Annotated in this window: 21 protein-coding genes; 11 read left to right on the top strand and 10 right to left on the bottom strand. The window is 55.6% G+C overall.

All coding sequences use genetic code 11. The features are described from left to right. The 8 genes from panF to LDK53_RS15900 all read right to left on the bottom strand — a co-directional run. Nucleotides 1-1198: sodium/pantothenate symporter (gene panF / locus LDK53_RS15935; protein ID WP_225287563.1), on the bottom strand; the 1198-nt coding region annotated here is incomplete at its 3' end. Further along, nucleotides 1188-1430, bottom strand: coding sequence for a YhdT family protein (locus LDK53_RS15930; protein ID WP_025756652.1), 243 nt, complete (start codon nucleotides 1428-1430; stop codon nucleotides 1188-1190). The genes panF and LDK53_RS15930, both read right to left, overlap by 11 nt. 107 nt (nucleotides 1431-1537) lie before the next feature. Continuing rightward, entirely contained in the window at nucleotides 1538-2887 is a 1350-nt protein-coding gene (gene accC / locus LDK53_RS15925) for an acetyl-CoA carboxylase biotin carboxylase subunit (RefSeq protein ID WP_003860388.1), read from the bottom strand. Between the two features lie 10 nt (nucleotides 2888-2897). Further along, nucleotides 2898-3362 carry an acetyl-CoA carboxylase biotin carboxyl carrier protein gene (gene accB / locus LDK53_RS15920; RefSeq protein ID WP_013098992.1) on the bottom strand — a complete coding sequence of 155 codons (465 nt, stop codon included), beginning with the start codon at nucleotides 3360-3362 and terminating at the stop codon, nucleotides 2898-2900. Between the two features lie 21 nt (nucleotides 3363-3383). Continuing rightward, nucleotides 3384-3836: a type II 3-dehydroquinate dehydratase gene (aroQ, locus tag LDK53_RS15915; protein ID WP_025756653.1), complete on the bottom strand. Its 453-nt coding sequence runs from the start codon at nucleotides 3834-3836 to the stop codon at nucleotides 3384-3386. A gap of 233 nt (nucleotides 3837-4069) precedes the next feature. Then, nucleotides 4070-4669 carry a protein-methionine-sulfoxide reductase heme-binding subunit MsrQ gene (msrQ, locus tag LDK53_RS15910; RefSeq protein WP_225287562.1) on the bottom strand — a complete coding sequence of 200 codons (600 nt, stop codon included), beginning with the start codon at nucleotides 4667-4669 and terminating at the stop codon, nucleotides 4070-4072. Then, nucleotides 4670-5671 carry a protein-methionine-sulfoxide reductase catalytic subunit MsrP gene (msrP, locus tag LDK53_RS15905; RefSeq protein ID WP_025756655.1) on the bottom strand — a complete coding sequence of 334 codons (1002 nt, stop codon included), beginning with the start codon at nucleotides 5669-5671 and terminating at the stop codon, nucleotides 4670-4672. Nucleotides 5672-5748: 77 nt separating this feature from the next. Further along, entirely contained in the window at nucleotides 5749-6723 is a 975-nt protein-coding gene (locus LDK53_RS15900; RefSeq protein ID WP_225287561.1) for an MDR family oxidoreductase, read from the bottom strand. A gap of 182 nt (nucleotides 6724-6905) precedes the next feature. Between LDK53_RS15900 and csrD the strand changes: the two genes are divergently transcribed. The 8 genes from csrD (at nucleotide 6906) to tldD (ending at nucleotide 19174) form a co-directional block, all read left to right on the top strand. Further along, entirely contained in the window at nucleotides 6906-8846 is a 1941-nt protein-coding gene (gene csrD / locus LDK53_RS15895) for an RNase E specificity factor CsrD (RefSeq protein WP_225287560.1), read from the top strand. A 282-nt stretch (nucleotides 8847-9128) separates the two neighbouring features. Continuing rightward, nucleotides 9129-10172 carry a rod shape-determining protein MreB gene (gene mreB, locus LDK53_RS15890; RefSeq protein ID WP_000913396.1) on the top strand — a complete coding sequence of 348 codons (1044 nt, stop codon included), beginning with the start codon at nucleotides 9129-9131 and terminating at the stop codon, nucleotides 10170-10172. Nucleotides 10173-10234: 62 nt separating this feature from the next. Continuing rightward, entirely contained in the window at nucleotides 10235-11251 is a 1017-nt protein-coding gene (mreC, locus tag LDK53_RS15885) for a rod shape-determining protein MreC (protein WP_023309400.1), read from the top strand. Continuing rightward, entirely contained in the window at nucleotides 11251-11739 is a 489-nt protein-coding gene (mreD, locus tag LDK53_RS15880; RefSeq protein WP_025756658.1) for a rod shape-determining protein MreD, read from the top strand. Before mreC ends, mreD begins: the two co-directional genes overlap by 1 nt. Before the next feature lie 9 nt (nucleotides 11740-11748). Beyond that, nucleotides 11749-12342, top strand: a complete 594-nt coding sequence (locus LDK53_RS15875) for a Maf family protein (RefSeq protein WP_095452370.1) — start codon at nucleotides 11749-11751, stop codon at nucleotides 12340-12342. Next, a complete protein-coding gene (rng, locus tag LDK53_RS15870; protein ID WP_025756660.1) occupies nucleotides 12332-13801 on the top strand; it encodes a ribonuclease G in 1470 nt (489 codons plus the stop codon). Before LDK53_RS15875 ends, rng begins: the two co-directional genes overlap by 11 nt. A 42-nt stretch (nucleotides 13802-13843) precedes the next feature. Beyond that, nucleotides 13844-17644 (top strand): AsmA2 domain-containing protein YhdP, encoded by a 3801-nt coding sequence (gene yhdP, locus LDK53_RS15865; RefSeq protein ID WP_225287559.1) that lies wholly within the window; start codon nucleotides 13844-13846, stop codon nucleotides 17642-17644. 84 nt (nucleotides 17645-17728) lie between these two features. Further along, nucleotides 17729-19174, top strand: a complete 1446-nt coding sequence (tldD, locus tag LDK53_RS15860) for a metalloprotease TldD (protein ID WP_025756662.1) — start codon at nucleotides 17729-17731, stop codon at nucleotides 19172-19174. Nucleotides 19175-19220: 46 nt separating this feature from the next. Here the strand turns inward: tldD and LDK53_RS15855 are convergent, their stop codons facing one another. Further along, nucleotides 19221-19835 carry a YagU family protein gene (locus tag LDK53_RS15855; RefSeq protein ID WP_225287558.1) on the bottom strand — a complete coding sequence of 205 codons (615 nt, stop codon included), beginning with the start codon at nucleotides 19833-19835 and terminating at the stop codon, nucleotides 19221-19223. A 217-nt stretch (nucleotides 19836-20052) separates the two neighbouring features. After that, on the bottom strand, nucleotides 20053-20979 hold the full coding sequence (gene aaeR, locus LDK53_RS15850) for an HTH-type transcriptional activator AaeR (protein WP_045284722.1): 927 nt from the start codon (nucleotides 20977-20979) through the stop codon (nucleotides 20053-20055). A 179-nt stretch (nucleotides 20980-21158) separates the two neighbouring features. Here aaeR and aaeX point away from each other — a divergent pair, with 179 nt between their 5' ends. The 3 genes from aaeX to aaeB are packed head-to-tail and all read left to right on the top strand — an operon-like array spanning nucleotide 21159 to nucleotide 24275. After that, nucleotides 21159-21362: a p-hydroxybenzoic acid efflux pump operon protein AaeX gene (aaeX, locus tag LDK53_RS15845; protein WP_003860416.1), complete on the top strand. Its 204-nt coding sequence runs from the start codon at nucleotides 21159-21161 to the stop codon at nucleotides 21360-21362. Between the two features lie 7 nt (nucleotides 21363-21369). Next, nucleotides 21370-22302, top strand: coding sequence for a p-hydroxybenzoic acid efflux pump subunit AaeA (aaeA, locus tag LDK53_RS15840; protein WP_045284724.1), 933 nt, complete (start codon nucleotides 21370-21372; stop codon nucleotides 22300-22302). Between the two features lie 5 nt (nucleotides 22303-22307). Further along, nucleotides 22308-24275 carry a p-hydroxybenzoic acid efflux pump subunit AaeB gene (gene aaeB, locus LDK53_RS15835; RefSeq protein WP_225287557.1) on the top strand — a complete coding sequence of 656 codons (1968 nt, stop codon included), beginning with the start codon at nucleotides 22308-22310 and terminating at the stop codon, nucleotides 24273-24275. Nucleotides 24276-24306 lie beyond the last annotated feature (31 nt).

The raw sequence follows: 24306 nt of genomic DNA, 5'->3' as shown, positions 1-24306 counted from the left end.
ACGCCAGCAGATTTAGCCAGATGATCATCTCCGGCGGACGCCATGCGGCAAGCAGCAACAGCGCGCCTAATACCAGCGTAATTACGGCAGACATGCGCTTTAAGCGTCGTTCGTTTTCCATCTGCTCAGGACGCAAATTCAGATAGAGATCTTTGATAATCGTAGCGGAACTTTGCAGCAACTGAGCGTTGATGGTCGACATAATGGCAGCCATCGGCGCGGCAAGGAAAATCCCGGCAGCAAACGGTGGCAGCACTTTCACCATCAGGGTTGGGATCACCAGATCGGGCACGGTGAGGTCCGGAATCACTGCCCGTCCTAATGCTCCTGCCAGATGCATTCCCAGCATCAGTATTGCCACCACAATGGTCCCGATAATAATCCCGCGGTGGACCGCTTTACTGTCCTTATATGAGATACAGCGTACGGCAGTATGCGGCAGACCAATAACCCCGAAGCAGACCAGCACCCAGAACGAGGTCATAAAGGTTGGCGAAAGGATGTCATCTGCACCCTCCGGAGCGACCAGTTTCGGGTCAATCGCTTCAAGGGTTTCCACCGCGTGGCTCAGCCCTCCAGCTGCATGGACAACCCCTACCAGCAGCACGATGGTTCCGATGAGCATCACCATGCCCTGCATGGTGTCGTTCAGCACGCTGGCGCGGAATCCACCAAACGCCGTATAGAGCGCGATACTGATGCCGAAGATAAGCAGGCCCGTTTCGTACGGGATCCCTGCTGCGGTCTCCAGCAGACGGGCTCCGCCGATAAACTGCACCGTCATTGCGCCAATAAAGGCGACCAGCAGGCTGAGACTTGCCAGCCAAACCAGTAACCGGCTGCGGTAACGGGCAAACAGCATGTCGTTCAGCGTCACGGCGTTATAGCGACGCGCCAGGATGGCAAACTTCTTGCCGAGTATCCCCAGAGAGAGCCAGACGGCCGGAAGCTGGATCATCGCCAGCAGCACCCAGCCTAATCCGTATTTGTAGGCGGCACCGGGACCGCCTATAAACGAGCTGGCACTGATGTAGGTGGCTGTCAGCGTCATCGCTAAAACAATGCCCCCCATCGAACGGCTGCCGAGGAAGTATTCGTTCAGAAAGGTGCCGGTGCTCCTTTTAAGCATGGCATACACGGACAAGCCAAATACGACCAGTAAGTAAGCGATCAGAGGCAGAATGACTTCAAGCTGCATCGTCGTCCTCCAGGGGAATATCGCGATAAATGAACTTCACCATTGCCCAGCAAAGGAGGATGAAGATCAGCGGTACGAGCAGGCAGGCCATTTCAAACCAGTGCGGCAGGCCGGTAATACCGATACTGGAGTCAGGTAAGTAAGCAGTTACTAACCATGCAGCAAGATAGAGAAGGGTCAGCCACAGCGCCCAGCGCGCTTCTTTATGGGCCTGAACAAAACGTTTGTCCATTGTTTGTCCCTTGTGGATGAAGAAAGCGGGGATTGTACATGATGAGGCTTTCCAGGCCCCAGAAATAAAAAAGGCCGGAAATCCGGCCTTTTTGCAACGCTGCTTTATTACTTCTCGTTCAGACCGAGTTTTTTCTCCAGATAGTGGATGTTGGTACCACCATTCTGGAAGTGCTCATCGCTCATGATACGCATCTGCAGATCAACGTTGGTTTTGATACCGTCGATGATCAGTTCCTGCAGGGCGTTCTTCATGCGGGCAATCGCCACGTCACGGTTTTCACCGTAGCAGATAAGCTTGCCGATCATCGAGTCATAGTACGGCGGTACAGTGTAACCGGCGTAGATATGAGACTCCCAACGCACACCAAAGCCACCCGGCGCGTGGAAACGCGTGATTTTACCCGGGCTTGGCAGGAAGGTGTTCGGGTCTTCGGCGTTGATACGGCACTCGACCGCATGGCCTTTCACCACAACTTCTTCCTGCTTGATGGACAGCGGCTGGCCGGCAGCAATACGCAGCTGCTCTTTGATCAGGTCAACGCCGGTGATCATTTCGGTAACCGGGTGTTCAACCTGAATACGGGTGTTCATCTCAATGAAGTAGAACTCGCCGTTTTCGAACAGGAACTCGAAGGTACCCGCACCGCGATAGCCGATATCGACACACGCTTTGGCGCAACGCTCGCCGATGTAGCGACGCAGTTCCGGGGTGATGCCCGGTGCCGGTGCTTCTTCGACCACTTTCTGGTGACGACGCTGCATGGAACAGTCACGTTCTGCCAGATAGATAGCGTTACCCTGACCGTCAGCCAGCACCTGAATTTCGATGTGGCGTGGGTTTTCCAGGTATTTTTCCATGTATACCATGTCATTGCTGAACGCGGCTTTCGCTTCAGCTTTGGTCATGGAGATGGACTGCGCCAGTTCAGCGTCGCTGCGCACAACGCGCATACCGCGACCGCCGCCGCCGCCGGACGCTTTGATAATAACCGGGTAGCCAATGCGTTTCGCATGAGCACGGTTAGCATCCATGTCGTCGGTCAGAGGGCCGTCAGAGCCTGGAACAGTTGGAACACCGGCTTTCTTCATCGCGGTGATCGCGGACACTTTGTCGCCCATCAGGCGGATGGTGTCAGCTTTCGGACCGATGAAGATAAAGCCAGAGCGTTCAACCTGCTCAGCAAAGTTGGCGTTCTCAGAGAGGAAGCCGTAACCCGGATGAATTGCCACCGCGCCGGTGATTTCAGCGGCGCTGATGATAGCCGGGATATTCAGATAGCTTTTTACGGACGGAGCCGGGCCAATACAGACCGTCTCATCCGCCAGCAATACGTGTTTTAAATCGCGATCCGCGCTTGAGTGCACAGCGACGGTCTTGATGCCCAGCTCTTTACAGGCACGAAGAATACGCAGTGCGATCTCGCCGCGGTTGGCGATAACAATTTTATCCAGCATGTTCGCCTCGTTACTCGATGACGACCAGCGGCTCGTCAAATTCAACCGGCTGACCACTTTCGACCAGAATCGCTTTCACAGTACCTGATTTGTCTGCTTCGATCTGGTTCATCATTTTCATCGCTTCAACGATGCACAGGGTATCGCCTACGTTGACTTTCTGACCCACTTCGATGAACGCCTTCGCGTCCGGGCTCGGGGTGCGGTAGAAAGTACCAACCATTGGGGAACGTACGATGTGACCACTGATTTCTGCTGCAGCGGCAGGTGCGGCTTCAGTTGCTGCTGGTGCAACGGCTGCGGAGAGCGCAGGCTGCTGCACTGGCGCAGCATAAGCCTGCTGCATTACCGGGAAGCTAGCGGCCGGGGCTGCACGGCTGATGCGTACAGACTCTTCGCCTTCAGAAATTTCCAGTTCGGAGATGCCTGATTCTTCAACCAGCTCGATCAGTTTTTTAATCTTACGAATATCCATGAGTGGGTTCCGTACTCTTGTTTAGTGTGATTGTGACAAGCGTTTTACCGCTGTCTGTAAAGCGTATGAATAACCGTCAGCGCCCAGTCCGCAGATAACGCCAGCGGCGATATCCGACAGATACGAATGGTGGCGGAACGGCTCTCGGGCGTGCACGTTACTGAGGTGGATCTCGATAAACGGGATACTCACCGCCAGCAGTGCGTCGCGGATAGCAACACTGGTGTGCGTAAACGCGGCCGGATTGATCAGGATATAGTCCACATTGTCTTTAGCCTGATGAATACGGTCGATGAGTGCGTACTCCGCATTTGACTGAAAATGGTCCAAATCCACATTCAGTGACGCTGCTTCCGTACCCAGACGATTAACAATTTCACTCAATGTCAGCGTTCCGTACTTCTCTGGCTCGCGGGTGCCGAGCATGTTGAGGTTCGGTCCGTTCAAAACTAAGATCTGGAATTTATCAGCCATTGTGCCGCTATCTCCTGCGAATCTCGGGTAAAAAACAAAATATACCTTCAACGCGCGATTGTCACCTAATCAGAGTCCGAAAACTCCGTCAGGGAAACCAAAGTCGCACATTATAACGATTTCGTAGCATTTGGCAGCTAAATACTGGTCTTATCAGGGAAGATTATCAACCGCTATCCGAAAAAGATTTGCGGTTGACGGGGAATCTGCGGGAAAACGCACAGTTTCGCGAACTATCGCAACCACTGGCGGAACTTCTTGTAACGCCATGCTAAAAGCACTGCGGCCGCCAGTGCGTACAGAACGGGCTGAGGCGAGAGGATCTTCACTGACCACAGGTAGTGAATGGGGGCGAGGATCGCGACAAGATAGACGAAGTTGTGCAGCAACTGCCAGCGCCTGCCCAGTTTACGCTGCGCGTGTTGCGTGGAGGTCAGCGCTAACGCCAGTAAAATCACCCAGCTCACAATACCCAGCGTCAGATAAGGACGCGTCACCAGTTCGCGGCCCAGCAGCGCCAGATTGTTAATCCCCAGTTCCAGCAGCGCATAGCTGGTAAGGTGCAGCGTCGCCCAGGCAAAACACCATAGCCCCAAAAGCCGACGGGTGCGAATCAATAATGGTTGTTTAGCGTAGCGTGCCAGCGGCGTCACGAGCAAGGTGGCCAGCAAAAATTTCAGCGCCATCCTACCCGTAAAATGCTGGATATCCTTGGCCGGGTCGGCGCTAAAGAGGCCCTGGCTGGCGGCCCAGAATAGCCAGATAAAAGGAAGTAACCCGGCCAGGTGCAGCAGCACTTTCAGCCAGGTAATCTGCTTTGCTGTTAAACGCACTTAGAAATTCTCCCGTAAGTTCAGCCCACGATAGAGAGACGCCACCTCATCGGCATAGCCGTTAAACAGCAGCGTCGGCTGCCGCTTCACGTCCAGCGCACCGCCGGAACCGATAAAACGCTCGGTTGCCTGCGACCAGCGCGGGTGATCCACATGCGGATTCACATTCGCGAAGAATCCGTATTCGTCCGGCGCGGCCAGATTCCAGGTGGTTGGCGGACGTTCGCGGGTCAGCTTAATGCTGACGATCGATTTAATCCCTTTGAAGCCATATTTCCACGGCACAGTTAAGCGGACAGGGGCGCCGTTTTGCGGGGGAAGCGCTTTGCCATAAACGCCGACGGTCAGCAGGGTCAGAGGGTGCATCGCTTCGTCAAGACGTAATCCTTCTACATAGGGATAGTCCAGTCCACCACCGATAAACCGGTCTTTCTGCCCTGGCATCTCATCCGGCGCGTAACGCGTCTGGAAAGCGACATATTTTGCGTTGCTGGTGGGCTCAACCATTGCCAGTAATTTATGCAGCGGGAAGCCGACCCAGGGCACCACCATCGACCAGGCTTCCACACAGCGCATACGATAGATGCGCTCCTCTAACGGGAAACGGGTGGTGAGGTCGTGATGATCCAGGGTCAGGGGTTTGGCCACTTCGCCATCGATCTTCAACGTCCATGGATCGGTTTTGAGGCTTCCAGCGTTGGCGGCTGGATCGGCTTTGTCGAGGCCAAATTCGTAGAAGTTATTGTAGCCAGTTACTTTATCTTCCGGCGTGAGCGTCAGTTTGTTTTGCCACTCGGCAGGTTTCGTAAAGGTGAGCGGGGCACCGGAAGGGGCCTTAGGCCGATCGTTGCCTTTAAACCAGTCGAGCAGGTCGGCGTGTGCCGCCGGGGAAAGGGTGAGCGCGGTGGCGCTGATGCCAAGCATTTTCAGGATCTGGCGGCGCTGTAACATAAAGACAGACTCGGACGTTACGTCGGCTTCCGTCAGTTTTCGATTTTTCATGGCATCCTCCGTCATGCGTTTTTCTAAGCATGACGGAGGAGAGAGATTCACGCGAATATGTCACGAAAATTTGAAGATTAGGCGATTTTCACCAGCGCGCGACCGTGGAACTGATTTGCCATGATCTTGCTGGCATACTCCGGCGCCTGGCCGAGCGTGATTTCCGTTGCGCTCTGGGTATAGAAGGATTCTGGCAGATCGCGCACCAGCCGTTCCCAGGCTTCCTGACGACGGGCGGATGGCGTCATAACGGAATCGACACCCTGCAGGCGTACGTTACGCAGAATAAAAGGCATCACGGTGGTTGGCAGGGCAAAGCCTCCCGCCAGCCCGCAGGCGGCAACGCAGCCGCCGTAGTTCATTTGTGCCAGCACTTTTGCCAGCACCTTATCACCAACGGTATCCACCGCCCCTGCCCAGACCTGTTTTTCCAGTGGACGGGTTTCGGCAAACTCGTCGCGACCAAGAATACGGCTGGCACCGAGCTGGCGCAGATAGTCGTGCGTGCTTTCGCGACCCGAAACCGCTGCGACCTGATAGCCCAGCGTGTGCAGCAGCGTGACGGCCGTACTGCCCACGCCGCCGCTGGCGCCGGTGACGACAATTTCACCCGACTCAGGGTGGATGCCGGCATCTTCCAGCGCCATCACGCATAGCATGGCGGTAAAGCCTGCGGTGCCGATGATCATCGCTTTACGGCCATCCATACCTTTCGGCACCGGTACCAGCCAGTCGCCCTTCACCCGCGCCTGCGTGGCCAGCCCGCCCCAGTGATTTTCACCGACGCCCCACCCGGTGAGCAGCACCTGCTGGCCGGTATGGAAGCGCGGATCTTCGCTGGTATGAACCCGGCCCGCGAAATCAATCCCGGGTACCATCGGGAAATTTCGGATGATTTTACCTTTGCCGGTAATGGCCAGTGCATCCTTGTAATTCAGACTGGACCAGTCGATGTCGACAGTGACGTCGCCTTCAGGCAGTCGGCTCTCTTCAATGGCTTGCACCGAAGCAACGGTTTTGCCGTCCTGCTGTTCTAAGATCAAAGCCTGCATACAGGATCCTCACTATTCTGATGATTGGAAAATTTGTCCTGAAGACTATACTCGCTCAATGAAACGCGATGCCGATTTAACGCAATAAATTGCCAGATACACCCGATTTGGTAGTATGCCGCATTTGAAATGCAAGTTAGCGCTTACTCGCTACCCCATCAACCCACGGAGTAATCTCAAGGATGCGATTAACGACGAAGTTCTCAGCTTTTATCACCTTGCTGACAGGACTTACCATTTTTGTCACCCTTCTGGGTTGCTCTTTAAGCTTTTATAACGCCATTCAGGACAAACTGGTCAACCGGGTACAGTCTGTCGCATCGGTGATTGATACGCGTCTGGTGACGACGTCGTTACCGACCCTTTCCCGTGAACTTGATGAGTTAATGGTCCCTGTCGATATTGTGCAGATCGACATTCAACAGGGAAAGCATCGCGTATTAAGCCATGAACGGCAGGGAGGTTATCGGCCTGCGGGCGTAGTGAGCCAGTACCGGGAAGTGACGGTACATTCCCTTAAAAATCCTGGGATGACTATACACATGGTCTATCTCGATCCGATGGCCAGCTATTTCCGCTCCATGATGACCACTGCGCCGCTCACCGTCTCCGTGGTGTTTATTGTCATGCTGATCTTTCTCGCGGTCCGCTGGCTGCGGCGCCAGCTCTCTGGTCAGGAGCTACTGGAGCTCCGCTCGGTACGGATCCTCAACGGTGAACGCGGACCGCAGGTGAGGGGCTCGGTCCATGAATGGCCTGCACGCGCCAGCAGCGCGCTGGATACGCTGCTCTCCGAAATCCAGTTTGCCAGCGATCAGCGTAGCCGTATGGACACGCTGATCCGCTCTTATGCCGCCCAGGATAATAAAACCGGCCTTAACAACCGTCTTTTCTTTGATAATCAGCTCGCCACGCTGCTCGACGATTCAGAAAAGGTAGGGACACACGGGGTGGTAATGATGATTCGCCTGCCCGATTTCGATCTCCTGCGCGACACCTGGGGACAGCGGGCCGCAGAAGAGAATCTCTTCACGCTGATTAACCTGCTCTCCACCTTTATTATGCGCTACCCGGGCGCGTTACTGGCCCGCTATCACCGCAGCGACTTTGCCGTATTGTTGCCTCATCGCACGCTGAAGGAGTCGGAAAGCATTGCCAGCCAGCTGCTGAAGGCGGTGGATGCGCTGCCGCAGAGCAAAATGCTCGACAGGGACGATATGGTGCATATGGGGATTTGCGCCTGGCGCGGTGGGCAATCGGCTGAACAGGTGATGGAACATGCCGAAGCCGCCACCCGCAACGCTGTGCTGCAGGGAGCGAACGGATGGGCAGTGTATGATGACTCGCTACCGGAAAAAGGGCGCGGCAACGTGCGCTGGCGAACGCTAATCGAGCAAATGCTTAGCCGCGGCGGACCACGTATTTATCAAAAACCCGCGGTCATGAAAAATGGCAATGTGCATCATCGCGAGTTGATGTGTCGTATTTTTGACGGGACGGAAGAGGTTATCTCAGCGGAATATCTGCCGATGGTGCTGCAATTTGGCCTCTCTGAAGAGTATGACCGCCAGCAAATAACCCGGCTGATTCCGTTTTTATCGTTCTGGCCTGAAGAAAACCTGGCGTTACAGGTCACTGTGGAGTCGTTAATACGCCCGCGTTTTCAGCGCTGGCTGCGTGATACCTTAATGCAATGCGAAAAATCGCAACGCAAACACATTATTTTTGAACTTGCAGAGGCGGATGTTGGTCAACACATCAGCCGGTTACGCCCGGTGGTACGTTTGATCAATGCGCTCGGCGCGCGTATTGCGGTGACGCAGGCCGGTTTAACGCTGGTGAGTACCAACTGGATCAAGGAGCTGGATGTGGAGTTATTAAAGCTACATCCAGGCCTGGTAAGGAATATTGAGAAGCGAACGGAAAACCAGCTGCTGGTACAGAGTCTGGTTGAAGCCTGCAAGGGAACGCGGACACAAGTCTTTGCCACGGGCGTGCGCTCCAGAGGTGAATGGCAGATGTTAACAGAGCGCGGCGTCATGGGCGGTCAGGGGGATTTTTTTGCTGCCTCTCAACCGCTTGACACCAACGTGAAAAAATATTTGCAAAGATACTCTGTTTGACCTGCCGTTTACGCTGTTTTCACGTAGAATATCGCGCCTGTAGCTTTGAGTATGTCGAGCAAATAGCCAGTGAACGACCTTTAACGGGTTACAAATGTCAGTGGGGAACGCTACTGTTTACTCAGCCCTGAGGGAGTCAGGGGATGAATTTGTAACATCAGGAAACGTACTGCACAAATTTTCACCGTTGCAGATGATTTTTGCGCCTTGTCGCTGCTGCGTGTGGTTGGTAAAGTAAGCGGATTTTGTTTTCCGCCCCAGCTTTCAGGATTATCCCTTAGTATGTTGAAAAAATTTCGTGGCATGTTTTCCAATGACCTGTCCATTGACCTGGGTACCGCGAATACCCTTATTTATGTAAAAGGACAAGGCATCGTATTGAATGAGCCTTCTGTTGTGGCCATTCGTCAGGATCGTGCAGGCTCGCCGAAAAGCGTCGCTGCAGTGGGTCATGACGCGAAGCAGATGCTGGGTCGTACCCCTGGCAACATCGCCGCCATTCGCCCAATGAAAGACGGCGTTATCGCTGACTTCTTCGTGACTGAAAAAATGCTTCAGCACTTCATCAAGCAGGTTCACAGCAACAGCTTCATGCGTCCAAGCCCGCGTGTTCTGGTGTGTGTGCCGGTTGGCGCAACCCAGGTAGAACGTCGCGCTATCCGTGAATCTGCCCAGGGTGCAGGTGCACGTGAAGTGTTCCTGATTGAAGAGCCAATGGCGGCGGCAATCGGTGCAGGTCTGCCTGTTTCTGAAGCCACCGGTTCGATGGTGGTGGATATCGGTGGCGGTACCACTGAAGTGGCCGTTATCTCTCTGAACGGCGTGGTCTACTCCTCTTCCGTACGTATCGGTGGTGACCGCTTCGATGAAGCCATCATTAATTACGTGCGCCGTAACTACGGCTCTCTGATCGGTGAAGCGACCGCAGAGCGTATCAAACACGAAATCGGCTCTGCGTATCCGGGCGATGAAGTGCGTGAGATCGAAGTGCGTGGCCGTAACCTGGCTGAAGGTGTTCCACGCGGTTTTACCCTGAACTCCAACGAAATTCTGGAAGCACTGCAGGAACCACTGACGGGCATCGTGAGCGCAGTAATGGTTGCGCTGGAACAGTGCCCACCAGAACTGGCGTCCGATATCTCCGAGCGCGGTATGGTTCTGACCGGTGGTGGTGCGCTGCTGCGTAACCTCGACCGCCTGTTAATGGAAGAGACAGGTATTCCTGTCGTAGTTGCAGAAGATCCACTGACTTGCGTCGCCCGTGGTGGTGGCAAGGCGCTGGAAATGATCGACATGCACGGCGGCGATTTGTTCAGCGAAGAGTAGTCGAGTTTGAGAGGGTAGCAATTTGCTACCCTTTCTCTCTGACGCGAGAATACGCATAGCCTATGAAGCCAATTTTTAGCCGTGGCCCATCGCTACAGTTTCGCCTTATTCTGGCGGTTCTGGTTGCGCTTGGGGTCATTATTGCCGATAGCCGCCTCGGTACGTTCAGCCAGATCAGAACGTACATGGATACCGCCGTCAGTCCTTTCTACTTTGTATCAAATGGTCCCCGTGAACTCCTCGACTCCGTTTCACAAACGCTGTCTTCGCGTGACCAACTCGAACTCGAAAACCGGGCATTACGCCAGGAACTGCTGCTGAAAAACAGCGAACTGCTGATGCTGGGGCAATACAAGCAGGAAAACGCGCGTCTGCGTGAGCTCCTCGGCTCGCCGCTGCGTCAGGATGAGCAGAAAATGGTCACGCAGGTGATCTCCACCGTGAACGACCCTTACAGCGATCAGGTTGTGATCGACAAAGGGAGCGTAAACGGCGTGTATGAAGGCCAACCTGTTATCAGCGATAAAGGCGTGGTGGGCCAGGTGGTCGCCGTGGCCAAGCTGACCAGTCGCGTGCTGCTGATTTGTGATGCTACCCATGCGCTGCCGATCCAGGTTCTGCGTAACGACATTCGCGTGATCGCGGCCGGTAACGGCTGTACGGATGACCTGCAGCTGGAACACCTGCCTGCCAACACGGATATCCGTGTCGGTGACGTACTGGTGACCTCCGGTCTGGGTGGACGCTTCCCTGAGGGCTATCCGGTTGCGGTGGTCTCTTCGGTGAAACTGGATACGCAACGGGCCTATACCGTGATCCAGGCGCGTCCAACCGCAGGTTTACAGCGTCTGCGCTATCTGCTGCTGCTGTGGGGTGCCGATCGGAATGGCGCTAACCCGATGACGCCTGAAGAGGTGCATCGTGTAGCGAATGAACGCCTGATGCAGATGATGCCGCAGGTTCTCCCGCCTGCGGATTCCATGGGGCCGCCTGCGCCCGTGCCAGCGCCGGCTACAGGGTTAACGCAGCCGCTGCCGGATGCGCCGCCACCGCCTAAACTCTCTTCGGGAGGGCAGTAGTGGCAAGTTATCGTAGCCAGGGACGCTGGGTCATCTGGCTCTCGTTTCTCATTGCACTGTTACTGCAGGTAATGCCCTGGCCGGATGAGATTCTCGTTTTCCGGCCAAACTGGGTATTGCTCATTCTGCTTTACTGGATCCTTGCCCTGCCGCATCGCGTAAATGTCGGCACAGGTTTTGTGATGGGTGCCATACTGGATCTCATTAGCGGCTCTACGCTTGGCGTGCGCGCCTTGTCCATGAGTATTATTGCGTACCTCGTCGCACTCAAATTCCAGCTCTTTCGTAACCTTGCGCTCTGGCAACAGGCTCTGGTCGTGATGTTATTGTCGCTCGCTGCGGATATCGTTGTTTTCTGGGCAGAGTTTTTAGTGATCAACGTCTCTTTCCGACCGGAAGTGTTCTGGAGTAGTGTAGTAAACGGTGTGCTCTGGCCATGGCTGTTCCTGCTGATGCGTAAGGTTCGCCAGCAGTTTGCTGTGCAATAAAAGGTTTCTATGACGTCTTTGTATCTCGCTTCCGGCTCCCCGCGCCGCCAGGAACTCCTGACGCAGTTAGGGGTATCTTTTGAACGCATCGTGACCGGCATTGAAGAAAAACGTGCCGAGGGCGAAAGTGCTCAACAGTACGTGTCGCGCCTGGCGCGCGAGAAAGCGCAGGCTGGCGTCGCCAGTGTACCGCGCGATCTTCCCGTGCTGGGAGCAGATACCATCGTTATCCTTAACGGTGAAGTGCTTGAGAAACCCTGCGACGCCGATCATGCGGCGCGCATGCTGCGCAAAATGTCCGGACAAACGCATCAGGTGATGACGGCGGTCGCGCTGGCTGACCGTCAGCACGTGCTGGATTGCCTGGTGGTGACGGATGTGACATTCAGAGTACTTACCGATGATGAGATCGCCGCTTATATTGCCAGCGGTGAACCGATGGATAAGGCAGGTGCATACGGTATTCAGGGGCTGGGTGGCTGTTTTGTCAGGAAGATTAATGGCAGCTATCACGCCGTAGTCGGCTTACCGCTGGTGGAAACGTATGAGTTGCTGAGCAATTTTAACTCACTGCGTGAGGGAAGGGATAATTATGACGGCTGAATTGTTGGTAAACGTAACGCCATCGGAAACCCGTGTGGCCTACATTGATGGTGGCATTCTTCAGGAAATTCATATTGAGCGTGAAGCGCGGCGCGGAATAGTAGGCAATATCTACAAAGGTCGTGTCAGTCGTGTACTACCGGGTATGCAGGCGGCTTTTGTAGATATTGGACTGGATAAGGCGGCATTTTTACATGCCTCCGATATTATGCCGCACACCGAGTGCGTCGCCGGCGAAGAGCAAAAACAGTTTGCCGTGCGCGATATTTCTGAGCTGGTGCGTCAGGGACAGGATCTGATGGTGCAGGTGGTGAAAGATCCCCTCGGCACTAAAGGTGCCCGTCTGACCACCGACATCACCTTACCTTCCCGTTATCTGGTCTTTATGCCTGGCGCATCGCACGTGGGCGTTTCGCAGCGTATTGAGAGCGAAAGCGAGCGTGAGCGCCTTAAAAAAGTGGTCAGCGCGTACTGCGATGAACAGGGCGGATTTATCATCCGTACCGCCGCGGAAGGGATCAGCGAAGAAGACCTGGCGTCCGACGCGGCGTACCTCAAGCGCGTCTGGACCAAAGTGATGGAGCGTAAAAAACGCAATCAGACCCGCTGCCAGCTCTATGGTGAGCTGGCCCTTGCTCAGCGTGTTCTCCGTGACTTTGCCGATGCTCAGCTTGACCGCATTCGCGTGGACTCTCGCCTGACTTACGAAGCGCTGCTGGAATTTACCGCCGAGTACATTCCGGAGATGCCTGGCCTGCTGGAGCATTACACGGGGCGTCAGCCGATCTTCGATCTGTATGATGTCGAAAACGAGATCCAGCGTGCGCTGGAACGTAAGGTCGAGCTGAAATCTGGCGGGTACCTGATCATCGATCAGACCGAGGCGATGACCACCGTCGATATCAATACCGGCGCGTTTGTCGGCCATCGCAACCTGGATGACACCATCTTTAACACCAACATCGAAGCCACGCAGGCCATTGCGCGCCAGCTTCGTCTGCGTAATCTGGGCGGCATTATCATCATCGACTTTATCGATATGAGTAATGAAGACCATCGCCGCCGCGTGTTGCACTCGCTTGAGCAGGCGCTGAGTAAGGATCGCGTGAAGACCAGCATCAACGGGTTCTCACAGCTGGGGCTGGTGGAAATGACGCGTAAGCGTACCCGTGAAAGCGTGGAGCATGTGCTGTGTAATGAATGCCCAACCTGCCATGGACGCGGAACGGTAAAGACGGTTGAGACCGTCTGCTACGAAATTATGCGTGAAATCGTCCGCGTTCATCATGCCTACGACTCCGATCGTTTTCTGGTCTATGCTTCCCCTGCGGTGGCTGAAGCGCTGAAAGGCGAAGAGTCACACGCGCTGGCGGAGGTGGAAATTTTTGTCGGCAAACAGGTAAAAGTACAAATTGAACCGCTCTATAACCAGGAGCAGTTCGACGTCGTGATGATGTAAGACGCAGTTCGCTGTGTGACCAAAGCTGACAAGGAGAGATGCGTGAGGCGATTGCCGGGGATTTTATTGCTTACAGGGGCAACGCTGGTCGTGATTGTCGCGTTGCTCGTGAGTGGGCTACGCCTCGTTTTACCGCATCTGGACAGTTGGCGTCCGCAACTGCTGGCAAAAATCGAATCCACCACCGGCGTGCCGGTGGACGTCAGCCAGATAAGCGCCAGCTGGCAGAACTTTGGCCCGACGCTCGATGCCCGGGATATTAATGCCAGCCTGAAAGATGGCGGCCACCTCAAAATCAAACGCGTGACCCTGGCGCTCGATGTCTGGCAAAGCCTGCTGCATCTGCGCTGGCAGTTTCGCGATCTCACCTTTTATCAGCTCCAGTTTCTGACCAATACCCCCATCTCGGGTGGCGACAGCAGTCAGGGGCTTGAGGCCAACCGTTTTAGCGATCTTTTCCTGCGCCAGTTCGATCATTTCGATCTGCGCGACAGCGAGGTGAGCTTTATTACCCTCTCTGGACAGCGCGCGGAACTGGCGATCCCACAGCTGACCTGGCTCAACGGCAGAAACCGGCACCGCGCTGAAGGGCAGGTGAGTCTCTCCAGCCTGAACGGTCAGCACGGCGTCATGCAGGTACGCATGGATCTGCGGGATGATGACGGTCTGCTCAACAACGGCAAAGTCTGGCTGCAGGCCGACGATGTGGATGTGAAGCCGTGGCTGGGGGAGTGGATCCAGCAGAATATGCAGCTGGAAACCGCCCGTTTCAGCCTTGAAGGCTGGCTGACCCTGACGAAAGGCGAATTTGCCAGCGGGGATATCTGGCTCAAGCAGGGTGGCGCAAGCTGGAAAGGTGAAAACCAGCAGCACCAGCTTTCCGTCGATAACCTTACGGCGCACGTAACCCAGGAGAAAGAGGGATGGCAGTTCGCCATTCCGGATACGCGTATCACCATGGACGGCAAGGCCTGGCCGCGCGGCGCGCTGACGCTGGCCTGGATGCCGGAGCAGGAGGTCGGCGGCGTGGCAAACAAACGCAGCGATGAACTGCGCATCCGCGCCAGCAATCTGGATCTCGGTGCCATTGAAGGCCTGCGCTCGATGGCCGCAAAGCTCTCCCCGGATCTCGGCGAGATTTGGCTGGCCACGCAGCCGAGCGGGAAGATAGACGCCCTGGCGCTCGACATCCCGCTGCAGGCAACGGAAAAGACCCGTTTTCAGGCCTCGTGGAAAGATCTTGCCTGGAAGCAGTGGAAGCTGCTGCCGGGGGCGGAACACTTTAGTGGCAAGCTGGAAGGCAGCGTGGAAGACGGCCGGCTGACGGTTGATATGCACGACGCGAGAATGCCTTACGAGACGGTGTTCCGCGCGCCGCTGGAAATTGAACAGGGCAACGCTGTGCTTAACTGGCTGCGTAACGATAAGGGTTTCCAGCTTGATGGCCGCCATATCGACGTTAAAGCCAAAGCCGTACATGCCCGTGGCGATTTCCGCTATCTGCAGCCAGCAGGTGATGAACCCTGGCTGGGGATCCTGGCGGGGATCAGTACCACTGATGGCTCTCAGGCCTGGCGTTATTTCCCGGAAAACCTGATGGGTAAAGCGCTGGTAGATTATCTGAGCGGTGCCATTCAGGGCGGTCAGGCCGATAATGCCACGCTGGTTTACGGTGGCAATCCACATCTTTTCCCGTACAAACATAATGAAGGTCAGTTCCAGGTACTGGTGCCGTTACACAACGCCACCTTCGCGTTCCAGCCGGGCTGGCCGGCGCTGAAAAACCTGGACATTGAGCTTAATTTCCTCAATGACGGATTGTGGATGAAGTCAGACAACGTGGCGCTGGGCGGCGTGACGGCCAGCAACCTGACGGCAAATATCCCCGACTATTCAAAAGAGAAACTGCTGATTGATGCCGACATCAACGGTCCGGGTAAAGCCGTGGGGCCCTATTTTGAGGAGACGCCGCTAAAAGCGTCGCTGGCGGCGACGCTGCAGCAACTCCAGCTTGATGGCGATGTGAATGCTCGCTTACATCTTGATATTCCGCTGGACGGCGAAATGACTACCGCCAAAGGCGACGTCCGTCTGAAGAACAACAGTCTGTATATCAAACCCCTTGAGAGCACCCTGAAAAACCTCAGCGGGCAGTTCAGTTTTGAGAACGGTAACCTGAAAAGCGAGCCGCTGACCGCCAGCTGGTTTAATCAGCCCGTGAATATTGACTTCTCGACGACCGAGGGGGAAAAGGCGTATCAGGTGGCCGTCAATCTGAACGGTAACTGGCAGCCATCGCGCATGGATGTCCTACCGAAGCCGATTGAGGCGTCAGTGAATGGCGCGGTCGCCTGGCAGGGCAAGGTTGCAATCGATCTGCCTTATCACGCGGAGGCGCGTTATCAGGTCGACATTACGGGCGATCTGAAAAACCTGCAGAGCCAGCTGCCTGCACCGCTGGATAAACAGCCCGGACAGCCGCTGCCGGTGAAGCTGAACGTTGACGGCAACCTGAACAGCTTCGAGCTGACCGGAAGCGCGGGCGGGATGAACCACTTCAACAGCCGTTGGCTGCTTAACCGCAAGCTCACCCTCGATAAAGCCATCTGGACGACGGATAGCCGCTCCACGCCACCGCTGCCGCAGCAGTCGGGCATTGAGCTCAATCTCCCGCCAATGGACGGTGCAGAATGGCTGGCACTGTTCCAGAAAGGTGTGGGGCAAAACGTTGATGAATCGGCCCAGTTCCCGCAAACCATTACCGTACGCACCCCGTCGCTGATGCTGGGCGGGCAGCAGTGGAACAACCTTAGCATTGTGTCTCAGCCCACCGCTAACGGCTCGAAAGTGGAGGCTCAGGGCAGGGAGATCAACGGTACGCTCACCATGCGTGATAACGCCCCATGGCAAGCGGCGATCCGCTATCTCTATTACAACCCGGCAAGCGCGAGCGGGAAAAACTCGCCGGCCGAGACATCGCCGTTGAGTAAGACATCCCGCGTTGATTTTAGCGGCTGGCCCGATCTCCAGCTGCGCTGTGCGGAGTGCTGGCTGTGGGGGCAAAAATATGGCCGTATCGACGGTGATTTCGCCATTGATGGAAACACGCTGAAGCTCTCCGGCGGCCTGGTTGATACCGGTTTTGGTCGCATGACCGCCGCAGGGGAATGGGTGAATAATCCCGGTGAACAACGTACGTCTCTGAAAGGTGACATTAAAGGTAACAAGCTGGATGCGGCCACCAATTTCTTTGGTATCAGTACACCGCTGCGCGGTTCGTCATTTGACGTCGATTACGATCTTCACTGGCGTGACGCACCGTGGAAGCCGGATGAGGCCTCGCTGAACGGCATTCTGAAAACCCGCTTCGGCAAAGGTGAAATCGCTGACGTGAGCACGGGGCGTGCAGGGCAGATCCTGCGCCTGCTGAGCTTTGATGCGCTGCTGCGTAAGCTGCGCTTTGATTTCAGCGATACCTTCAGCGAAGGGTTCTACTACGACTCCATCCGCAGTACGGCGTGGATCAAGGACGGCGTGATGCATACGGACGACACGCTGGTGGACGGCCTTGAAGCGGATATCGCCATGAAAGGCTCGGTCAACCTTGTGCGTCGCGAGCTGGATATGGAAGCCGTGGTGGCGCCGGAAATCTCCGCCAGCGTGGGTGTGGCGGCGGCCTTTGTGGTGAACCCGATTGTCGGTGCGGCGGTGTTTGCCGCCAGCAAAGTGCTGGGGCCGCTGTGGAGCAAGGTCTCCATTCTGCGCTACCGCATTACCGGTCCGGTGGATAAACCGCAGATTAACGAGGTGCTGCGCCAGCCGCGCAAAGATGCACAGCAATGATTTGACGTGGGCAGGTAATTGCCTCACTCTCAATAAATACGATCTTTATACCGCCACGGGCGGCAACGAACGAGTAGCAATACGATGAGTCTGAACCTGGTAAGTGAACATTTGCTCGCAGCGAACGGCCTGAGCCATCAGGACCTGTTCTCCATTCTTGGTCAACTGACCGAACGCCGTCTCGACTACGGCGATCTCTATTTCCAGTCGAGCTATCACGAATCCTGGGTTTTAGAAGACAGCATCATCAAAGATGGTTCTTATAATATCGACCAGGGCGTCGGCGTTCGTGCCGTCAGCGGCGAGAAAACCGGTTTTGCCTATGCCGATCAGATTAGCCTGACCGCACTTGAGCAGAGCGCGCAGGCCGCGCGTACCATTGTGCGTGATACCGGTGATGGTCGCGTGAAAACCCTCGGTGAAGTGTCGCACTCTGCGCTCTATACCACCATCGATCCGCTGCAGAGCATGAGCCGTGAAGAGAAGCTGGATATCCTGCGCCGCGTGGACAAAGTGGCGCGTGCTGCCGATAAACGCGTGCAGGAGGTCTCAGCCAGCCTGAGCGGTGTGTACGAGTTGATTCTGGTTGCGGCCACTGACGGTACGCTGGCGGCGGATGTGCGTCCGCTGGTGCGTCTCTCCATCAGCGTGCAGGTCGATGATGACGGCAAACGCGAGCGCGGCTCCAGCGGCGGCGGCGGTCGTTTCGGCTATGACTGGTTCCTGGGGGATGTTGACGGTGAAGCGCGCGCTGACGCGTGGGCAAAAGAAGCCGTGCGCATGGCGCTGGTGAATCTGAATGCTGTCGCGGCACCGGCGGGGTCATTCCCGGTGGTGCTGGGTGCCGGCTGGCCGGGCGTGCTGTTGCACGAAGCGGTAGGACACGGTCTGGAAGGCGATTTTAACCGCCGCGGTACGTCCGTATTCAGTGGTCAGATCGGGCAACTTGTCTCCTCTGAGCTGTGCACCGTGGTGGATGACGGTACCCTGCGCGATCGTCGTGGTTCGGTGGCTATCGACGACGAAGGCACCCCAGGCCAGTACAATGTGCTGATTGAAAACGGCGTGCTGAAAGGCTACATGCAGGACAAACTCAACGCGCGCCTGATGGGCGTTGCGCCAACGGGTAATGGCCGTCGTGAATCCTATGCGCACCTGCCAATGCCGCGCATGACCAACACCTATATGCTGCCGGGCAAATCGACGCCACAGGAGATTATCGAATCCGTTGATTACGGTATCTTTGCGCCAAACTTTGGCGGTGGCCAGGTGGACATCACTTCCGGGAAGTTCGTCTTCTCCACGTCAGAAGCGTACCTGATCGAGAAAGGCAAAGTGACCAAAGCGGTGAAAGGCGCAACGCTGATTGGCTCCGGTATTGAAGCCATGCAGCAGATCTCCATGGTCGGTAACGATCTCAGGCTCGATAACGGCGTGGGCGTCTGCGGTAAAGAGGGCCAGAGCCTGCCGGTTGGCGTGGGCCAGCCAACGCTGAAAGTGGACAACCTGACGGTGGGCGGTACGGCCTGACCTGCGTTCACATAAAAAACAGGCGCTACCGGGTAGCGCCTTTTTTTTAACGTAAGTGACCCAGCGGTATCTCCGGATCCGGCTCGTGGGTGATGCGGTTGCGTAAATCGCGACGAATGATCTCGATCGACCAGAACCAGATGAGATGACCTACGATCTCTGACACGTGCTCATACCAGGGAAGTGCAAACAGCGGTGGTGTCAGCCCCATCAGCGGGAAGGAGATCATATGAACAAAAAGCTGGGCTAACGCACCCGCCAGCAAACCCTGCCAGAGTTTAATTTTCGGAAAGACTTCAGCAACTACACAATATCCCACCGCGAAGACAACGGAGAAAATAATATGTGTTACGCCAACCCAGTTAAATATATGTCCGGCAAAGGTATAAACCGCCGCGTTAGGATCAACAACGCCCAGCCAGTCGCGTAAAAAAACATAAGGTGGGTTTAAAAAATTACGGGAGCAATCTATCTGACCCGCGGCTCTTATTAATTGCTCCGGCCCACAGGCGGCGGTGAATAAATCGGTGGGGCTTCGTGGCGGGAGGGGGACCTCGGCACCCCATTTGACAAACGCGGAGACAATCCCTGCAATCAAACCGATGAACGCGGCGAGTCCATAGCGCCTGCGTGACGGCGGTGTTTGTTCAAATATATTCATTTCTTTTCCTTGTTTAACGTCATCCTGCGGAATACATTTTATTATTCAAATCAGCAACAAATTAATAACAGTCTGAATGCCAGACTGTTATTAAGGTAAAGGCCAGGCGGCGGCAGTGTCAATTCGCTATTCCTGATAGTGGCAAAAGAATATTTCAGGATGAAGGTCTGCTTCATCCTGAAATATTAATGGCGCGGATATTTCAGAAATTAATCACTTATTCCTTTCTTCTTCCCCGCATCCCCTGAAACAGCTCTGCCACGTCCACAAAATAGTCGGTCAGATAGTTAATACATACCTGTACCTTGAGCGGCAGCTTGTCTTTTTCGGTATACAGGGCGTACACCGGGCGCGGATCGGATTGATAGCGCGGGAACAGGATCTCCAGCACTCCGCTGTTGATCTCGTTGATCACCCACATCAGCGGCACGTAGGCGATCCCGGCCCCGGCCACCAGCCAGCGCGAAATGGTCATCGGGTCGTTGGTCACAAACCGGCCTTCCGGCAGCAGTCGGGTGGAGATCCCTTCCGGGGCAATCAGCTCAAATTCATTGTCGGGCCGTACGCTGTACTCCAGCCACGAGTGGTTGCTGAGATCGGCGGGTTTCTCGGGGACACCGTACTGTGCGAGATAGCTTTTTGAGGCGCAGACCACCATCGGCATGCTGCCCAGCCGACGCGAGAACAGGCTGGAATCCTGTAATGCACCGACGCGGATCACCACATCCAGCCCGTCGGCAATCAGATCCGGCGCTGGAATACCCGTCACCAGATTGACGGTCAGCCCCGGGTATTCTTTCAGCATATCCGCGGTCATGGCGGCGAGAACATTTTGTGCCATAGTTGAAGAACAACCAATGCGCAGGGTGCCAATAGGCGTGTTGTTAAAGGCGTAGAGTTGCTCGTGAACATCCTGCACTTCATGCAGCATGCGGCGACAGCCCTGATAGTAAATTTTACCCGCTTCCGTCAGCCCAATGCTGCGGGTACTGCGGTTGAGCAGCTTGACCTGAAGCTCATCTTCCAGTTTGGACACTGTCTGGCTGATGGATGAGACGCTCATCTGAAGCTGGCGTGCCGCCGCGGTAAAAGAGCCCAGTTCTACCACTTTGGCGAAGACCGACATGCGTTTTAAACGTTCCATTGTTCACTCTGGCTTAAAAGTGATTTAGATCACATATTATAGATAACAGCATAACAGTTACGTTAATATATTATTAATTACATAACGGCTGCGCCATTCCCGCCCGGCGTTTCTTGCTCTCCTGCGGTGGCGTACGCTAAAAAATTCTGAAGACTGCACTCTCGCTTATCAAGGTCAACATGAGTCTGTTTCCCGTTATCGTGGTGTTCGGTCTGTCGTTCCCACCGATATTTTTCGAGCTGCTTTTATCACTGGCGATTTTCTGGCTGGTGCGCAAGGTGCTGGTTCCTACCGGGATCTACGATTTCGTCTGGCATCCTGCATTGTTCAATACCGCGCTGTATTGCTGCCTGTTTTACCTGATATCGCGCATGTTTGTCTGAGGTTGATGTGAAAACGCTAACAAGAAAAATCTCCCGCACCGCCATCACCATGGCGCTGGTTATCCTCGCGTTCATCGCTATTTTTCGCGCCTGGGTCTATTACACCGAATCGCCGTGGACGCGTGACGCGCGTTTCAGCGCGGATGTCGTGGCGATCGCTCCCGACGTGGCCGGGCTTATCACGGCGGTTAACGTTCACGATAACCAGTTAGTGAAGAAAGACCAGGTGCTGTTCACCATCGACCAGCCGCGTTACCAGAAAGCGCTGGAAGAAGCGGAAGCGGACGTGGCCTATTACCAGGCGCTGGCCGCAGAGAAACGTCGTGAGGCAGGGCGTCGTAATCAGCTGGGCGTTCAGGCGATGTCTCGCGAAGAAATTGATCAGTCCAACAACGTGCTGCAAACCGTACTGCACCAGCTGGCGAAAGCACAGGCGACGCGCGATCTGGCGAAGCTTGATCTGGAGCGCACCGTGATCCGTGCGCCCGCTGACGGCTGGGTGACCAACCTGAATGTCTATGCCGGAGAATTTATCACCCGCGGCTCAACCGCTGTGGCGCTGGTGAAACAGAACTCCTTCTACGTGCTCGCCTATATGGAAGAGACCAAGCTGGAAGGCGTACGTCCCGGTTTTAGGGCGGAAATCACGCCGCTTGGCAGCAACCGCGTCTTTAAAGGTACCGTGGACAGCGTCGCGGCAGGGGTGACCAACTCCAGCAGCTCTAACGATGCAAAAGGGATGGCGACCGTCGATTCCAACCTTGAGTGGGTACGTCTGGCCCAGCGTGTGCCGGTGCGTATCCACCTGGACGAACAGCAGGGTAATGTGTGGCCTGCCGGTACCACGGCGACGGTGGTGATCACCGGGGAAAAAGACCGGGACGCCAGCCAGGACTCATTCTTCCGTAAAATTGCCCATCGCCTGCGCGAGTTTGGTTAACCGCTATGGGTATCTTTTCCATCGCCAGCCAGCACGTTCGCTTCGCTGTGAAGCTGGCGTGTGCCATTGTGCTGGCGCTGTTTGTGGGCTTCCACTTCCAGCTTGAAACCCCTCGCTGGGCGGTGCTGACGGCGGCGATTGTCGCGGCGGGTCCAGCCTTTGCCGCGGGTGGGGAGCCCTATTCAGGCGCGATCCGTTATCGCGGGATGCTGCGTATCATCGGGACGTTCATCGGCTGTTTCGCGGCGCTCACCATTATTATTCTGATGATCCGCACGCCGCTGCTGATGCTGATGGTGTGCTGCATCTGGGCGGGGTTCTGCACCTGGATCTCCTCGTTGGTGAAGGTCGAGAACTCCTATGCCTGGGGACTGGCGGGTTATACTGCGCTGATTATTGTCATCACCATTCAGTCCGAGCCGCTGCTCGCGCCGCAGTTTGCGGTTGAACGCTGTAGTGAGATTGTGATTGGTATCGTCAGCGCCATTGTCGCTGACCTGCTTTTCTCTCCGCGCTCCATTAAACAGGAAGTAGATCGCGAGCTCGACGCGCTGATTGTGGCCCAGTACCAGCTGATGCAGCTATGCATTAAGCATGGTGACAGTGAAGAGGTAGATAAAGCCTGGAGCGGTCTGGTCCGCCGGACGCAGGCCCTGGAAGGGATGCGCAGCAACCTCAATATGGAGTCGTCGCGCTGGGCGCGCGCCAACCGTCGCCTTAAAGCGCTCAATACCGTCTCCTTAACGCTGATTACCCAGGCATGCGAAACTTACCTCATTCAAAACACCCGACCGGAAGCGGTCACTGATACCTTCCGCGAACTGTTTGCCGAACCGGTGGAAACGGTGCAGGACGTGCACAAGCAGCTTAAGCGCATGCGCCGGGTCATCGCCTGGACCGGGGAGCGCGATACGCCCGTGACGATCTACACCTGGGTCGGCGCTGCGACGCGCTACCTGTTGCTGAAACGCGGCGTGATCGGTAACACTAAAATCAGCGCGGCGGAAGAAGAGGTGCTGCAGGGGGAAGTGGTGATCAAGGCGGAATCTGCCGAGCGTCATCATGCGATGGTCAACTTCTGGCGTACGACGCTGGCCTGCATGCTCGGCACGCTGTTCTGGCTGTGGACGGGCTGGACCTCCGGCAGCGGCGCGATGGTGATGATTGCCGTCGTTACCGCCCTTGCGATGCGCCTGCCTAACCCGCGTATGGTCGCCATTGATTTCCTGTACGGCACCATCGCCGCATTGCCGATAGGTGCGCTTTACTTCCTGGTGATCATTCCGTCTACCCAGCAGAGCATGCTGCTGCTCTGTATCAGCCTGGCGGTGATGGCGTTCTTTATCGGCATTGAGGTGCAAAAACGACGTCTCGGATCGCTGGGGGCGCTGGCGAGCACGATTAACATTATTGTGCTGGATAACCCGATGACCTTCCATTTCAGCCAGTTTCTTGACAGCGCGTTAGGCCAGCTGGTGGGCTGTTTCCTGGCGATGATGGTTATTCTGCTGGTACGGGATAACTCACAGGCAAGAACGGGACGCGTGTTATTGAACCAGTTTGTATCGGCTGCCGTGTCGTCCATGACCACCAATACGGCGCGTCGGAAAGAGAACCATCTGCCCGCACTCTATCAGCAGCTGTTTTTACTGCTGAACAAGTTCCCGGGCGATATCGCCAAGTTCCGCCTGGCGCTGACCATGATCATTGCACACCAGCGCTTGCGTAACGCGCCGGTGCCGATTAACGACGATCTGTCGGCCTGGCACCGTCAGCTACGTCGCACTGCCGACCACGTGCTGTCCGCCAGCAGTGATGACAAACGACGTCGTTACTTTACGCAGCTGCTGGAAGAGCTCGATATCTACCAGGAGAAGCTTAAGATCTGGGAAGCACCGCCTCAGGTGACCGAGCCGGTAGGACGGCTGGTCTTTATGCTGATCGCTACCAGAATGGCCCTCACGGATAACTGACTGAAGTAAAAAAGCGACGCCAAAAGCGTCG

The sequence above is a fragment of the Enterobacter sp. K16B genome, assembly GCF_020216105.1.
Taxonomy (GTDB): Bacteria; Pseudomonadota; Gammaproteobacteria; order Enterobacterales; family Enterobacteriaceae; genus Enterobacter; species Enterobacter sichuanensis.
The sequence above is the reverse complement of the archived record's forward strand: the minus strand, read 5'-3'. Positions and strand labels throughout refer to the sequence as shown.